The sequence below is a fragment of the Tardiphaga robiniae genome (assembly GCF_001618955.1).
Taxonomy (GTDB): Bacteria; Pseudomonadota; Alphaproteobacteria; order Rhizobiales; family Xanthobacteraceae; genus Tardiphaga; species Tardiphaga robiniae_A.
This window is the reverse complement of the sequence record NZ_LVYV01000001.1, coordinates 1,036,216-1,050,314: the sequence shown is the minus strand read 5'-3', so window position 1 is coordinate 1,050,314 and position 14,099 is coordinate 1,036,216. Positions and strand designations below refer to the sequence as shown.

Here is a 14,099-nt window from a genome sequence, read left to right as displayed (position 1 = left end):
GCCTAGCCGATAACGATCTTCGTCTTCGGTCCGATCCGGGCCAGCAGCCGCAGCATCGCCGGCTTGGTCATCGCCACACAGCCCGCGGTCGGCGCGAATTTCGGGCGGGCCAGATGCAGGAACACTGCGCTTCCCCGCCCGGCGATCCGTGGTCGGGTGTTCTGGTCGATCTCGATGATGAAATCGTAGAGGTGATCCGCACGCGCCAGTCGGTCGCCGTCATTTCCACGATCGAGTCGGACCGGCCGATTGTAATGCCGGTCCGACGGATTTTCGCACCAGCCATCCATCGGCGTGATGGGGCGGATCGGCAAAAAGCTACGCGGACGTGGATTACGGTCGGCTCGCCACCACAGCCGGATGGGGCGAAACGTCCCACGCGGCGTTCCGCCATCGCCTTCGCGTTTGTTCGCCTTGATTCCGCCGCGGCCGAGCGCGACGGGTATGGTTGCGTGATCGGTCGTCAGCCATCCACGGAGTCTGTCTCCGGCTGACGCACGAATGTGAACCATAGTTAGCGGCCGATCACGTAAGCTTGTTCGATAAGTGTCTGAAATAACGAGACTTCCCATCCGAATCGCGAACTCCGCCTTGCTATTTACCGCAAATGTTCTATTTCGCGCTGCAGCAGTACATTCGCCGGGAATGTCGCTGATTTTGCGCTAGAATATGCGGTAACGGCGAAGCCTGTCACGATTTCTGGCCCACTGTTTCAGCGCGGCGAACAACGCTCCGCCGCAGCCGTTCAAAGGATTGTCGCAATGCCCAATGCCCGCAAGATCTTGATCGTGGATGACGATACTGATTTGCGCGAGGCGCTGGTCGAGCAGCTGTCGCTGCATGAAGAGTTCGAGGCCTCCGCCGTCGACACCGGCGCCAAGGGCGCCACTGCAGCCAAGGCCAATTCCCCCGATCTGGTGCTGATGGATGTTGGCCTGCCCGACACGGACGGTCGCGAAGTCGTGCGCAGCCTGCGCAAGGGTGGCTTCAAGGCGCCGATCATCATGCTAACCGGCCATGACACCGATTCCGACACCATTCTCGGTCTTGAATCCGGCGCCAATGATTACGTCGCCAAGCCGTTCCGCTTTGCGGTGCTGCTGGCGCGTATTCGCGCCCAGCTCCGTCAGCACGAAGCCAGCGAAGATGCCGTCTTCACCGTCGGTCCCTATAGTTTCCGGCCCGGCTCCAAGATGCTCACCGGCGCCAATGCCAAGAAGGTTCGCCTGACCGAGAAGGAAACCGCGATCCTGCGCTTCCTGTATCGCGCCGGCCAGTTGCCGGTGTCGCGCGAAACGCTGCTGCAGGAAGTCTGGGGCTACAATTCCGGCGTCACCACACACACGTTGGAAACGCATATCTATCGGTTGCGTCAGAAGATCGAGAAGGACGCCGCCAATCCTGAAATTCTGGTGACGGAAGCCGGTGGCTACAAGTTGGTGCCGTGATACGATTCGGGAGCCGATTCGCCATTAGCTGTTCGGTATCCTCCTTCGCGCGTCCCGATCACACGGTTCTGCATGTCGATCGATGATGATGTAGCCCTGCTTGAGCGCGTCCCGACATTGCGCTTGTTGGGTATCGCCGCTTTGCGCGTGATCGCGATCGGCTCCGAGCAGCAGGAATTCTCGCGGGGGTCGGTGTTGTTTCGACAGGGCGACGATGCCGATTGCGGCTATGTCGTCCAGAACGGCGCATTCCGCATCAGCCTCGACAACGGCAGCGATCATGAAGTAATTGCAGGCCCCGGTACATTGATGGGCGAACTTGCATTACTGGTGGCGATGCAGCGGCCCTCGACGGCGGTCGCCACGGAATATTCCAGCACGATCCGGATCACACGCAGCCTGTTTCAGCGCGTGCTCGACAGCGATCCTGCGGCCGCGCGCCGTCTGCGTGACGACATGGCGACCCGCGTCAGCCAGCTCGCCAGCGACGTGACGCTGATCGGCGCCAAGCTCAGCCAGTAACTGATATCAAAGCTCCAGCACCGTCGTGACCGGTACGTGGTCCGATGGCCGCTCCCAGCCGCGTGCATCTGACGTGACGGTGAAGTCGCGGATCGAATCTTTCAGCGCAGACGACACCCAGATGTGATCGAGGCGGCGGCCGCGATTCGACGCCGCCCAGTCGGCGGCGCGGTAGCTCCACCACGTGTAGATCTTTTCCGACAGTGGAATGCGTTCGCGTGCGACGTCGATCCAGTTGCCCTCGCTCTGCACAGCGAGCAGCTTTTCGCACTCGATTGGCGTATGCGACACGATCTTCAGCATCTGCTTGTGCGACCACACGTCATTTTCATGCGGCGCCACGTTGAGATCGCCGACCAGGATATGACGCGCATCGCCGCGCGGGTGCAGTGGCTCGCAGGTCTTCATCTCGTCGAGGAACGAGAGCTTGTGCGCGAACTTCGCGTTCACGTCCGGATCCGGGACGTCACCGCCGGCAGGCACATAGAAATCATGCACGATCAGCGGCACGGCCATGCCGGCCTTTTCGCCGAACGATACCGAGATGTGGCGTGAGTCCAGATTGTTGCAGAACACGCGGATGTCGCTGCTCTCGAACGGAAGTTTCGAGACGATGGCGACGCCGTGATAGCCCTTCTGCCCGTTCAGCACGACATGGTCATAGCCGAGCTGTTTGAAGCGCTTGAGCGGAAAGGCATCGTCTGGGCACTTGGTTTCCTGCAGACACAGCACATCCGGCTGCATCTCTTCAAGAAACTTGGCGACAAGGTCGATGCGCAATCGCACCGAATTGATATTCCAGGTGGTCAGGGAAAAACGCATGGAAATCCGATGGTGAGACGGCGCAAGCGCGCCTGCTCATCATGAGGGCATCACCTGCAGCGAAAACTAATTCGCGCCGCTGGTGGGATACTTGGTGAAGTCGATCTTGAACAGCCCCGGGTCGGGCTTTTTCGCGGTATCGAGATTGTAGATCGCGACCGTGGTGTCATAGCCCTGCGGGTCCGTGACGGTCCATTGTTTGAGCTGGCCATCTTTGGTGCCGACCATCAGCATCAGGCGCGAGGTGCCGACCAGTGCGTTCTTTTCCTCGATGGTCACCGACGTATAGAGGTCGTCAGCACTGACGGCGACCACATTGGTGTCCTTCATCAGGTCGATGCGATCGGACAGCAGATAGCGCAACGGTGTCTGCGACAGCGGGTAGATGTCCTGGGTCGCCAGCTTGGAGTCGCGGATGGCGAGCGACTGTCCGTCGGACACCATGGCGATGGTCGTCGGCGCATCATATTCGAAACGGACCTTGCCGGGCTTCTGGATGAAGAAATCACCGGTGGTGCGGCTGCCGTCCGGGCCCACCTGAACAAAGTTACCGCTCAGATTGCTGAGCGATGACAGATAGCTGCTGACTTTGCTCGCCTGCGCCTTCTGATTGGCGTCGAAGCTCATGAAAATGCTGGCGGGAACGTTGCGGCGCGGATCCGGAATGATCGGATTCGGCGGCGTGGATGTCGTCGCCGATGTCTTGGGTGCGATTGCGACTGGCGGCCGAACGGCCTGGGGCTCGGAGGCCGACATCTGGAAACTGCCATTGCTGCGCGCCTGCGGTGCAGGTCGCGGCAAGGGGATTGTCTGGGCATAGGCCGAGGGCGCCACAATGGCGGCGACAAACGTCGCGACGAGGCCGGCTGCGCCGATGCGCAGGAAAGACCGGTCTGCGGCGTGATGGGTCGGGCGTCTCATCAAGGCGTCGTCCTGCTCGGCGGGTTCGGCGCATTTTACCGCGCTTTGCGTCAGAATGGGTACCGGTTTTGCGGTCCGGCCGGCGGTCTCTTGCGCCCCCGTCGCGGCTGGCGCCACCAGCGCAGGCGCTAACCCGGAGCTGTGGCGATTTCGCGACTCGAAAGCGGGATTGTCCATCGGCAGGGTCAAACTCTCAGAACCCGCTTTCTTCTTCTTCGATTAGAATCTCGCGTTTACCGGCATGGTTTGGCTGACCGACGATGCCTTCATTTTCCATCCGCTCTATCAATGACGCTGCGCGATTGTAACCGATCTGCAGCCGGCGCTGGATGTAGCTGGTCGACGCCTTCCGGTCACGCTTCACGATGGCAACGGCTTGCTGGAACAGATCGCCACCACCGCCATCGGCACCCATGCCGGTCGAATCGAATACCGCGCCGTCCTCGCCTTCTTCCGGTTCTTCGGCAGTGACCGCCTCGAGATATTCCGGCTCGCCCTGCGTCTTCAGGTGGCGCACGACCTTCTCGACTTCCTCATCCGACACGAAAGGACCGTGTACGCGCGAGATGCGACCGCCGCCAGCCATATAGAGCATGTCGCCGCGGCCGAGCAGTTGCTCGGCGCCCATTTCACCGAGGATGGTGCGGCTGTCGATCTTCGACGTGACCTGGAAGGAAATGCGCGTCGGGAAGTTCGCCTTGATCGTGCCGGTGATGACGTCGACCGAGGGGCGCTGCGTCGCGAGGACGACGTGCAGACCGGCGGCGCGTGCCATCTGCGCGAGACGCTGCACCAGGCCTTCGATGTCCTTGCCGGCGACCATCATCAGGTCGGCCATTTCGTCGACAATGATGACGATATAGGGCAACGGCGCGAGATCGAGCTTCTCTTCCTCGTAGATCGCCTTGCCGGTTTCCTTGTCGAAGCCGGTGTGAACGGTGCGCGAGAGCTCCTCGCCCTTGGCCTTGGCTTCCACGAGGCGCGCATTATAGCCGTCGATGTTACGCACGCCGAGCTTGGCCATGCGCTTGTAGCGCTCTTCCATCTCGCGTACCGCCCATTTCAGTGCGACCACGGCCTTCTTCGGATCGGTCACGACCGGCGTCAGCAGATGCGGGATGCCGTCATAGACGGAGAGTTCGAGCATTTTCGGATCGACCATGATCAAGCGGCACTGATCCGGTCGCAGCCGGTAGACCAGGCTGAGAATCATGGTGTTGATCGCGACTGATTTGCCCGAACCGGTGGTACCGGCGATCAGCATATGCGGCGTGCGCGCAAGATCGATGATGATCGACTCGCCGCCGATATTCTTGCCGAGGCAGAGCGGCAGCTTGATGCTGCCGTCATTGGTGTCCTGCACGGTCAGCAGTTCGCGCAAGTAGACGTTTTCGCGATGCGCGTTCGGCAGCTCGATGCCGATGGCGTTGCGACCGGGGACGACGGCGACGCGGGCGGACAGCGCGCTCATGGAGCGCGCGATATCGTCGGCAAGGCCGATCACGCGCGACGACTTGATACCTGGTGCGGGTTCGAGTTCGTACAGCGTGACGACGGGGCCGGGATTGGCTTTGACGATCTCGCCGCGCACGCCGAAGTCCTGCAGCACGCCTTCCAGCGCGCGCGAATTGGCTTCGAGTTCGGCCTTGCTGAGCGGCTTGCGATCGGCGGCCTTCGGCGCGGTGAGCATGCCGACGGAGGGCAGTTCGAACTTGCCGTTGGATTTCCGCACCGGCTCCTTGGCCGAGGATTTCTTGCGCGCCTTCGGGGCGGGCTCCTCTTCCTCTTCTTCCTCGTAGTCGTGCTCTTCGTCCTCGTCGTGACCGCTCTCGTCTTCGTCATGCGGCGCGATGGAGGGACTGTTGCGGCGACCGCCGAGATTGGGTTCCTGACGCTCGAAGGATGCCGCGCGCGCCTTGGGCTCGCTTGCAACCATCTTGCCATAGACCAACGAGAGGAAACGGCCGAGACGCGCCTTCGCGCTCATCACGGCATGCGCGGCCCAGCCCAGCGAAACCGAAATTGAGCTGCGATCGCGAGCTTCATCTTCCTCGAACGGCTCGTCATCTTCCTCGATATCGATCTCGGCGAACTCTTCCCTGGCGCGCGCGCCATAACCGCAGGCGATGAAGAAGGTCACGATCATCGCCGCGCAGAGAATAAAGCCGAGTACGAATCGATAGATGAAGCCTACGGGGCCGAATACGACCGCGGGCGCGCGAAACAATGCGTCGCCGACCACGCCGCCGACGCCGGTCGGCAGGGGCCATGACCCGCCATGCTGCCAGCAGCTGGCAAAACCTGATGCGATAATGGTGCAAAGGACCCAGCAACCGATGCGCAGTGCTTCGCGATCGAAATGCCGATGGGTCATCATCCGCCAGCCCCAGACGGCGATGGTGAGAATCATCATGATCGCGCCGAGGCCGAGGATCTGCATCAACAGATCGGCACCGATCGCGCCGGGATAACCGGCGACATTGCGGATCGCGCGCGAGGTGGCATGGCTCAGGCTCGGGTCCTGCACGGACCAGGTCATCATCGCCGCCGCCGCGACACCTGCGGCGCAGACCAGGCCAAAGCCCGCCAGTTCACGCAGCCGTCGTCCCAGCATCTCGCGAATCGACGCGGGCAGATGGCCGACGAGAGGAATGACGCGTTCGATCGTGGTGCTCATACGGTCGTGCTCATGCGCCCTGCATTAATCCAGGATCTTCAATTCAAGATCTTCACCAGCCGATGCAAAGCTTCGGCTGTCGTTTCACTGTCCTGCACCATGGCCAAACGAATATAGCCGGCGCCGGGATTGCTGTCGTCGGCCTGCGGGCGCGCCAGATAACTTCCGGGCACCACGCGCACGCCGCCATCGCGATACAGTCTCACGGTTGCCTCTTCGTCGCCGCCATATGCGGAGACATCGAGCCACAGACAGAAGCCGCCGGCGGGTCGCTTGTAGCCGAAGCGATTGCCGAGGATCTGATCCGCAAGATCGAACTTCAAGCGGTAGAGTCTGCGATTCTCTTCCACATGCGCTTCGTCGCTATAGGCGGCAACTGCGACCTGCTGCAGCGGTACCGGCACCTGCGGCGCGGCCACGTTGCGCAATTCGTGAAACGCGCTCAGGAATCTCTTGTCGCCAGCGACGAAGCCGACGCGCATGCCGGGCAGGTTCGAGCGCTTTGACAGCGACTGAAACGCAACGACATTGGTGTAGTCAGGTCCGGCTGACGCCAGCATGCTGCCGGGCGCGGCCTGCGTGTAGATTTCCGAATAGCATTCGTCGGACAGCACGATGAAACCGTAGCGCAGCGCGAGGTCGTGCAGCTTCTTGAAGTAAGCGGGCGTCGCGACGGCGCCTTGCGGATTGGCCGGCGATGCAATGTACATCGCCACCGTGCGCGACAGCGTCACCTCATCGAGTGCATCGAGATCGGGTAGGAAGCCGTTGGCCACTGTGGTCGGCATGAAAATCGACTCGCAACCCGCAGCGCGCGCACCGGCGCCGTAAGCTGGATAGAACGGATTCGGCAGCAGGATCGCCGGCGTGCCCTTGCGCGGGCCGACAAAACGCGCGGCCGTGATCGCGGCGAAGAACAGGCCTTCACGGCTGCCATTCAACACCAGTATTTCGGTTTCCGGATCGAGGGCGCGCGGGAGATTGAAGCGCGTACTCATCCATGTGGCTGCGGTGCGGCGGAACGGCTCGATGCCCTTGGCGATCGGATAGCGGCCGAAATCGGCGGTGTGTTTGGCCAGAACGGGTCCAACGAAATCTGGCACCGGGTGCTGCGGTTCGCCCAGTGACAGTGTGATCAGCGGTTGGCCGGGCTGATACGGCGCCAGCAATTCCGTCAGCCGCGCAAACGGCGAACGCTCGCCATCGGGCCCAGCCGAGGTCCGGCTGCCAGCGCCTTGCGCCGCGGAAGGAGGAGCGGTGAGTGCCATCAGGAAAACGCCAGTACTTTCAAGGCAGCCGATCGCCCCATGAGATCGGCCGAAACGGGATCAAACCACCATAGATACGGCGAGGTTAAGACGCGATTAACCATCGAGGGGCCGGCCTTGCTATCACGCGTTCAGCGGCCGTCCAGGCCTACGCGGGGATCAGAATGGCACCCCAAAAAGTGAAGGGCCCCAGCTTGCGCTGGAGCCCTTCGACGGTTGGGACATTGCCGGGTAGTGCCCCAACCGATCCCTTTGTGAGCATCCCGGACCGATGATCCGGGATGGCTCGTGACGCTTACATGTTGTAGGCGCGTTCGGTGTGCTCGGTGACGTCGAGGCCTTCGCGCTCGACTTCAACATTGACGCGGAGACCGACGATCACGTCGACGACCTTGAACAGGATCGCCGAACCGACGCCCGACCACACCAGCGTGGTCGCGACAGCCTTACACTGCGCGATCATCTGGGTGACCATGTCGTAGTCGCCGATCTTGCCGGCGACGTAGTCCATGACGCCCGTGCCGCCGAGGGCCGGGTTGACCAGGATGCCGGTGCCGAGCGCGCCGATGATGCCGCCGACGCAATGGACGCCGAACACATCAAGCGAGTCGTCATAGCCAAGCGAGTTCTTCACGACGGTGCAGAAGAACAGGCAGACGACGCCTGCGACCAGACCGAGAACCATCGCGCCCATCGGGCCCGAGAAGCCGCAAGCCGGGGTGACGGCGACGAGGCCGGCAACCGCGCCCGATGCTGCGCCGAGCAGCGACGGGTGACCCTTGGTCATCCACTCCGCGAACATCCAGGCCATCGCCGCAACCGCAGTTGCGAGGAAGGTGTTGGTCATCGCGAGAGCGGCAGTGCCCGAGGCTTCGAGGTTCGAACCGACGTTGAAGCCGAACCAGCCAACCCACAGCAGGGACGCGCCGATCATGGTCATGGTCAGCGAGTGCGGAGCCATCAGCTCCTTGCCGTAGCCGGTGCGCTTGCCGATGATCAGGCAGCCCACGAGGCCAGCAATGCCGGCGTTGATGTGAACGACGGTGCCGCCAGCGAAGTCGAGAGCGCCCCAGAGGAACACCTGGCCGGCATCGGCCATGACTTCGTCAAGCTTGGCCTGAGCCGCAGCCTTCGCATCGGGAGCCGCTGCAGCGACAGCCTTGGCAGCTGCGACAATGGCGTCCGGACCAGCCCAGTACCAGACCATGTGCGCGATCGGGAAGTAGATCAGCGTCACCCAGAGCGGCACGAAAAGCGCCACAGCCGCGAACTTGGTGCGTTCGGCAAAGGCGCCGACGATCAGGCCCGGGGTGATGGCAGCGAAGGTCATCTGGAAGCAGAAGTAGACGAGTTCCGAGATGTTGGCGTCTGCGGTGAACGAAGCAGCCATCGAATCAGGTGTCACGCCGGCGAGGAACGCCTTCGAGAAACCGCCGATATAGGCCGAACCGCCCGTGAAGGTGATGCTGTAGCCGTAGAGGGCCCAGAGCACCATCACGATGCAGGCGGTGTAGAGAACCTGCATCAACACCGAGAGCATGTTCTTGGAACGGACGAGGCCGCCATAGAACAGGGCGAGGCCCGGGACGGTCATCAACAGCACCAGCACCGTCGAGGTCATCATCCAGGCGTTATCGCCCTTGTTGACCGTCGGATCGGCGTAAGCCGCAGTTGCGGCGAACAGGCCAACGGCGAGTGCCGCCAATCCCGCGCCAGAGGGACGCTTAAACGTCATTGTGTTTGACTCCTGATTGAAGAATGGGTGAGCGCGAAATCCGAGGAATTCGACTTAGAGGGCTGCAGCATCGGCCTCGCCGGTACGGATGCGAACTGCGTGGTCGAGGTTGATGACGAAGATCTTGCCGTCGCCGATCTGGCCGGTCTTGGCGGCCGTGGTGATGGCTTCGATGGTCTTGTCGACCTGATCGGAGGCGACAGCCACCTCGATCTTGATCTTGGGCAGGAAGCTCACCGCATATTCAGCGCCGCGATAAATTTCCGTGTGGCCCTTCTGTCGGCCATATCCTTTGACTTCCGTCACCGTCAAACCATGAACGCCAATGGCGGTCAGGGCATCACGGACTTCCTCAAGCTTGAATGGCTTGATGATCGCCATAACAATTTTCATGGGTCCTATCCCCGCTTGGGCCCGACCGAAAACCGACCGGGCGATCTCGACTGAGGTTCACCACGCGGAGAAGTTCACTACGCGGGCACAGCCAGACCAGATAGAATCAAATGCCGTGCCAGATCGGTGGAATTCTCTAACGGTTTATGAATCCCCAGCTTTTCGCGTTTCTCACGCATTGAGACAGAGTGCGCTATTCGGTCGCGCCCAAACTCTAGCCAACTCTGCCCAAAAGGGAAGCATGACAGGCTCTCGACATATTCCTGCTCAGGCCGCGGGCAGCCCGGAGGTGTCCAAATACGTCAATTCGAGGCAAAAACCTCGAAATTGTCTAATCTGCAGGCCCTCCAACCAACGCGGGCAGAGTTGATCTTGCTCAACTGGAAAAGCAACGGAGGGCTTCTCTGGATGTATCCGAGCTGACCGTCAGCAGCTCCCGACAGGAGGGACCTGCGCTGGCGTATTGCCTAAAGCGCGTCGCTGTCGGTCTCGCCGGTGCGGATACGCAGGGCGTGGTCGATCGGGGTCACGAAGATCTTGCCGTCGCCGATCTGGCCGGTCCGGGCTCCGGTGGAGATGACCTCGACCGCCTTGGCCACGAGGTCGGACGCCACAGCGATTTCGAGCCGCAGCTTGGGCAGGAAATTCACGATATACTCGGCGCCGCGATACATTTCGGTATGGCCCTTCTGGCGGCCATAGCCCTTCACTTCGGTCACCGTCATGCCGTGGACGCCGATGGCCGTCAGAGCCTGACGCACCTCATCGAGCTTGAAGGGTTTGATGATCGCGACCACGAGCTTCATGCAGGCTTCCTCTTCGGGGACGGTGTACGACCCTGCTTACGCAATCAGACAGCTTTATGCCATCCCCGTTGGCATGACGCGTGGAAATTGGGCGGCGACCCTGCCTCCAGGGCAGGCCGTTTGCACGCCAAGATGGCGAAGCGGTATTCAGCTGGAAGCGGAGAGGCCTACGCCGTCGGCTTCTCGCGTCGCTCTCGTACCGAGCCCTCCTGCGCCACGGTCGCGACCAGCGTGCCGTCAGGCTTGAAGATCAGGCCGCGCGCGAGGCCGCGACCGTTCTGGGCGCTCGGCGAATCCTGGCTGTAGAGCAGCCATTCGTCGGCGCGGAACGGGCGGTGAAACCACATGGCGTGATCGAGACTGGCCGCCATCGCCTGACCGTCGAACAGCGTGCGGCCATAGCGGGCCATGATGGAATCGAGCAGCGAAAAGTCCGACGCATAGGCCAGCGCACACATATGGAGCGCCGGATCGTCCGGCAGCTTCGCGGCGGTACGAATCCAGAAATTAATCCGGCCCTCCGGAACCTTCTCGCCAGCATAACGCTGGAATTCCACCGGACGCAGCTCGATCGGGCGATCGGACTCGTAATAGCGGCGGATGAAATCGGGCATCTTCTCGATGATCGGATGTTTCGATAGTTCTTCCGCAGTGAGCTTGTCCGGCGGTGGCACGTCCGGCATCGGATCCTGATGGTTGAACGAGTCCTCCTCCTCGGCGTGGAACGACACCATCATCGAGAAGATCGCGTGGCCGTGCTGAATCGCGGTGACGCGCCGGGTCGAATAGCTCTTGCCATCGCGCAGCCGCTCGACCTCGTAGACGATCGGAATCTGCGGGTCGCCGGGCAGGATGAAATAACAATGCAGCGAATGCGGCATGCGGCCTTCGACGGTGCGGCACGAAGCCACCATGGCCTGGCCGATCACCTGGCCGCCGAACACCCGCTGCCAGCGCGTTTTCGGGCTGCGGCCGCGGAACATGTTCACCTCGATGGTCTCGAGATCGAGGATATCGATCAGATCGATCAGGCTCTTGGACATGTCGGCATCTTTCCGTCGGCGGCAATATTAAGGGAGGTTTACCAAGACCTTGGCCGTGCAGGCCCCGGTCCCATTGCCGCCCTTGTTTCGCGATCCTGTTTCGCCCAGCTATAAGCGCGTGGCAACAGCGAGAACGGATATCATGGCGGCACAACGAGGCATTGTCATCGGCGGCGGAGCGTTTGCCGGGCTGGCATTGGCGCTGGCGTTGCGGCAGGGGCTTGGCCCCGATCTGCCAATCATTGTCGCCGATCCCGCGCTGGCGGCCAGGCCGAGCCGCGATCCGCGCGCAACGGCCATCGTTGCTGCCTGTCGGCGGCTGTTTGATGCTCTCGGTGTCTGGGATGCTGTGGCTGCCCACAGCCAACCGATCCTTGACATGGTCGTTACTGATTCCAAGCTGGAAGACGCCACCCGTCCGACCTTCCTGACTTTCGGCGGTCATGTGGAACCGGGCGAGCCGTTCGCACATATGGTCGAGAATCGCCGGCTGATCGACGAACTCGTGATCCGCGCTGAAGCGGCGGGCGTCGATCTGCGTGCGACTGCGGTGACCACCTTCGATGCGCGTCCCGATGGCGTCAGCGTGACGCTTGGCGATGGCAGCGTGATCGAGGCTGCCTTGTTGGTTGCTGCCGACGGCGCGCGCTCCAAGCTGCGCGAGCGCGCGGGGATCGCCACCCACGGCTGGGATTACGACCAATCGGGAATTGTCGTCACCGTCGGCCACGAACGCGACCATGAAGGCCGTGCCGAAGAACATTTCCTGCCCGCCGGGCCGTTCGCGATCCTGCCGCTGACGGGCAAGCGCTCGTCCCTGGTGTGGACCGAAAAGCGCGCCGAAGCCGCACGCATCGTGGCGCTGCCGGATGAAGAGTTTCACGCCGAACTCGAGCAGCGCTTCGGCCTACACCTTGGCGAGGTCAAAGCACTCGACAAGCCGCGCGCCTTTCCGCTCGGCTACTTCGTCGCGCGCTCCTTCATCGGCGAACGGCTGGCGCTGATCGGTGACGCCGCGCATGTGATCCATCCGATCGCGGGGCAGGGACTTAATATGGGTCTCAAGGACGTCGCGGCATTGGCAGAGACCATCGTTGATGCTGCTCGGCTCGGCATGGATTTCGGCCAGAGCGATGTGCTGGAGCGCTACCAGCGCTGGCGCCGCTTCGACACCATGACAATGGGTGTCGCCACGAATGTGCTGAATGTCCTGTTCTCGAACGACCTGCCATTCGTGCGCAGCATCCGCGACATCGGTCTCGGCATCGTCGATCGCCTGCCGCCGCTGAAGGGCGCGTTCATCAAGCAGGCGGCGGGATTGTCCGGCGAGGTGCCGCGGCTATTGAAGGGCGAGGCGCTGTAGATTGGCCGCGGGCTGCAATGACGCTGTGGACCTGCCCGGCACTCTGTCGTCATCACCGGGCTTGACCCGGTAATCCACCTTTGGCGATCACGCGAAGAAGATGGATGGCCGGTTCATCAAGCGAAGCCGCGCTTTGCCCGGCCATGACGAAGTTTGAGGTTGCGCTTGTGCCCTAATCGATCTTCCGCGCTTCTTCCGGCAGCATGATCGGAATGCCGTCGCGGATCGGGTAGGCGAGCTTGGCCTGGCGCGAGATCAGCTCCTGGCGGGCGGCATCGAATTCGAGTTGGCCCTTGGTCAGCGGGCACACCAGAATCTCGAGCAGCTTGGCGTCGACGGTGCTTTCGGCGCGCTCGATTGGCGGTGTGGTCATGGGTGCGCTCCGGTGATGCGGTCGTTGATCATGGTTATTTATCAGAATTACTGCAGCGGTGGGTCGCCGCTGGTGCGCTTCTTGGCCAGATCCATTTCAGTGACAGCGATCAGGATCTCGGCGCGGGTCTTGAGATCGGGCGCTTCGAGCATCGCCTGCTTCTCGGGCGGACCATAGGGCGACATCATCGCCAGCGCATTCACCAGGGCCTCGTTGGGGGCCTTGTCGATGCCTTCCCAATCCACTTTCAGGTTGTTGGCCTTGAGGAAGTCGGTGAGTACCGCGAGCAGCGCGGCCCGATCGACATCATCTTCGCCCTTGCGTGCCGTGAAATCGTCGATGAAGGGGAAGTAGTCGACCTTGCACTGCCGGTACGCGGTCAGCACCGAGAGTTCCTGCACCACCTCGAAACGGGAAACGCCGGTCAGTTCGAGGATGTAGCGGCCGTCACCGGATTCGGCGAGCTGGGTAATGCGCCCGACACAGCCGACTTTGAACAGTGCCGGCTTGGCCTCATCCGGCGAATGCGCCGCATCGGGCTGGATCATGCCAATCAGCCGGTGCCCGTCGCGAAGCGAATCGTCGATCATCGCGAGGTAGCGCTGCTCGAAAATGTTCAGTGGCATCTGACCGCGCGGCAGGAGCAGCGCGCCCGGCAGCGGAAAGACCGGGATCACCTCGGGAAGTTCGGCAGGCCCGCGATAGTCGGCATTGATGGGCATGTCCGG

Annotated in this window: 14 protein-coding genes; 3 read left to right on the top strand and 11 right to left on the bottom strand. The window is 62.0% G+C overall.

Annotation, left to right across the window (positions count from 1 at the left end; all coding sequences use genetic code 11):
* Window positions 1-2: 2 nt before the first annotated feature.
* A complete protein-coding gene (locus A4A58_RS04910) occupies window positions 3-512 on the bottom strand; it encodes a L,D-transpeptidase family protein (protein ID WP_433993603.1) in 510 nt (169 codons plus the stop codon).
* A 249-nt stretch (window positions 513-761) separates the two neighbouring features.
* Here A4A58_RS04910 and A4A58_RS04905 point away from each other — a divergent pair, with 249 nt between their 5' ends.
* Window positions 762-1,448, top strand: coding sequence for a response regulator transcription factor (locus A4A58_RS04905; RefSeq protein WP_068730214.1), 687 nt, complete (start codon window positions 762-764; stop codon window positions 1,446-1,448).
* 72 nt (window positions 1,449-1,520) lie between these two features.
* Window positions 1,521-1,970 carry a cyclic nucleotide-binding domain-containing protein gene (locus A4A58_RS04900; protein ID WP_068730213.1) on the top strand — a complete coding sequence of 150 codons (450 nt, stop codon included), beginning with the start codon at window positions 1,521-1,523 and terminating at the stop codon, window positions 1,968-1,970.
* Between the two features lie 6 nt (window positions 1,971-1,976).
* On the opposite strand, the gene A4A58_RS04895 is transcribed toward A4A58_RS04900, so the two are convergent.
* The 8 genes from A4A58_RS04895 to tesB all read right to left on the bottom strand — a co-directional run bounded on the left by A4A58_RS04895 (window position 1,977) and on the right by tesB (window position 11,635).
* Window positions 1,977-2,792, bottom strand: coding sequence for an exodeoxyribonuclease III (locus A4A58_RS04895; RefSeq protein WP_068730212.1), 816 nt, complete (start codon window positions 2,790-2,792; stop codon window positions 1,977-1,979).
* A 66-nt stretch (window positions 2,793-2,858) separates the two neighbouring features.
* Window positions 2,859-3,713 (bottom strand): outer membrane lipoprotein carrier protein LolA, encoded by an 855-nt coding sequence (locus tag A4A58_RS04890; protein ID WP_244499664.1) that lies wholly within the window; start codon window positions 3,711-3,713, stop codon window positions 2,859-2,861.
* A gap of 193 nt (window positions 3,714-3,906) precedes the next feature.
* On the bottom strand, window positions 3,907-6,390 hold the full coding sequence (locus A4A58_RS04885; RefSeq protein WP_068730211.1) for a DNA translocase FtsK: 2,484 nt from the start codon (window positions 6,388-6,390) through the stop codon (window positions 3,907-3,909).
* Window positions 6,391-6,428: 38 nt separating this feature from the next.
* The gene (locus A4A58_RS04880; protein ID WP_068730210.1) at window positions 6,429-7,658 is read right to left on the bottom strand and encodes an aminotransferase class I/II-fold pyridoxal phosphate-dependent enzyme; all 1,230 of its coding nucleotides are present in this window, start codon (window positions 7,656-7,658) and stop codon (window positions 6,429-6,431) included.
* Between the two features lie 295 nt (window positions 7,659-7,953).
* Entirely contained in the window at window positions 7,954-9,393 is a 1,440-nt protein-coding gene (locus A4A58_RS04875; RefSeq protein WP_068730209.1) for an ammonium transporter, read from the bottom strand.
* Between the two features lie 54 nt (window positions 9,394-9,447).
* Window positions 9,448-9,786, bottom strand: a complete 339-nt coding sequence (locus A4A58_RS04870) for a P-II family nitrogen regulator (RefSeq protein ID WP_068730208.1) — start codon at window positions 9,784-9,786, stop codon at window positions 9,448-9,450.
* A 467-nt stretch (window positions 9,787-10,253) separates the two neighbouring features.
* Entirely contained in the window at window positions 10,254-10,592 is a 339-nt protein-coding gene (locus tag A4A58_RS04865; RefSeq protein WP_068730207.1) for a P-II family nitrogen regulator, read from the bottom strand.
* A 167-nt stretch (window positions 10,593-10,759) separates the two neighbouring features.
* Entirely contained in the window at window positions 10,760-11,635 is an 876-nt protein-coding gene (gene tesB / locus A4A58_RS04860) for an acyl-CoA thioesterase II (RefSeq protein WP_068730206.1), read from the bottom strand.
* 142 nt (window positions 11,636-11,777) lie between these two features.
* Between tesB and A4A58_RS04855 the strand changes: the two genes are divergently transcribed.
* A complete protein-coding gene (locus A4A58_RS04855; protein WP_068730205.1) occupies window positions 11,778-12,998 on the top strand; it encodes a ubiquinone biosynthesis hydroxylase in 1,221 nt (406 codons plus the stop codon).
* A gap of 172 nt (window positions 12,999-13,170) precedes the next feature.
* Here A4A58_RS04855 and A4A58_RS04850 read toward each other — a convergent pair whose 3' ends face one another.
* Window positions 13,171-13,371, bottom strand: a complete 201-nt coding sequence (locus A4A58_RS04850) for a Trm112 family protein (protein ID WP_068730204.1) — start codon at window positions 13,369-13,371, stop codon at window positions 13,171-13,173.
* Window positions 13,372-13,418: 47 nt separating this feature from the next.
* Window positions 13,419-14,093, bottom strand: a complete 675-nt coding sequence (locus tag A4A58_RS04845) for an LON peptidase substrate-binding domain-containing protein (RefSeq protein WP_068730203.1) — start codon at window positions 14,091-14,093, stop codon at window positions 13,419-13,421.
* Window positions 14,094-14,099: the final 6 nt, after the last annotated feature.

Bases quoted from the DNA above. Each gene is read 5' to 3' on its own strand.
- A4A58_RS04910 (WP_433993603.1), bottom strand. From the start codon at position 512: ATGGTTCACATTCGTGCGTCAGCCGGAGACAGACTCCGTGGATGGCTG.
- A4A58_RS04905 (WP_068730214.1), top strand. From the start codon at position 762: ATGCCCAATGCCCGCAAGATCTTGATCGTGGATGACGATACTGATTTG.
- A4A58_RS04900 (WP_068730213.1), top strand. From the start codon at position 1,521: ATGTCGATCGATGATGATGTAGCCCTGCTTGAGCGCGTCCCGACATTG.
- A4A58_RS04895 (WP_068730212.1), bottom strand. From the start codon at position 2,792: ATGCGTTTTTCCCTGACCACCTGGAATATCAATTCGGTGCGATTGCGC.
- A4A58_RS04890 (WP_244499664.1), bottom strand. From the start codon at position 3,713: ATGAGACGCCCGACCCATCACGCCGCAGACCGGTCTTTCCTGCGCATC.
- A4A58_RS04885 (WP_068730211.1), bottom strand. From the start codon at position 6,390: ATGAGCACCACGATCGAACGCGTCATTCCTCTCGTCGGCCATCTGCCC.
- A4A58_RS04880 (WP_068730210.1), bottom strand. From the start codon at position 7,658: ATGGCACTCACCGCTCCTCCTTCCGCGGCGCAAGGCGCTGGCAGCCGG.
- A4A58_RS04875 (WP_068730209.1), bottom strand. From the start codon at position 9,393: ATGACGTTTAAGCGTCCCTCTGGCGCGGGATTGGCGGCACTCGCCGTT.
- A4A58_RS04870 (WP_068730208.1), bottom strand. From the start codon at position 9,786: ATGAAAATTGTTATGGCGATCATCAAGCCATTCAAGCTTGAGGAAGTC.
- A4A58_RS04865 (WP_068730207.1), bottom strand. From the start codon at position 10,592: ATGAAGCTCGTGGTCGCGATCATCAAACCCTTCAAGCTCGATGAGGTG.
- tesB (WP_068730206.1), bottom strand. From the start codon at position 11,635: ATGTCCAAGAGCCTGATCGATCTGATCGATATCCTCGATCTCGAGACC.
- A4A58_RS04855 (WP_068730205.1), top strand. From the start codon at position 11,778: ATGGCGGCACAACGAGGCATTGTCATCGGCGGCGGAGCGTTTGCCGGG.
- A4A58_RS04850 (WP_068730204.1), bottom strand. From the start codon at position 13,371: ATGACCACACCGCCAATCGAGCGCGCCGAAAGCACCGTCGACGCCAAG.
- A4A58_RS04845 (WP_068730203.1), bottom strand. From the start codon at position 14,093: ATGCCCATCAATGCCGACTATCGCGGGCCTGCCGAACTTCCCGAGGTG.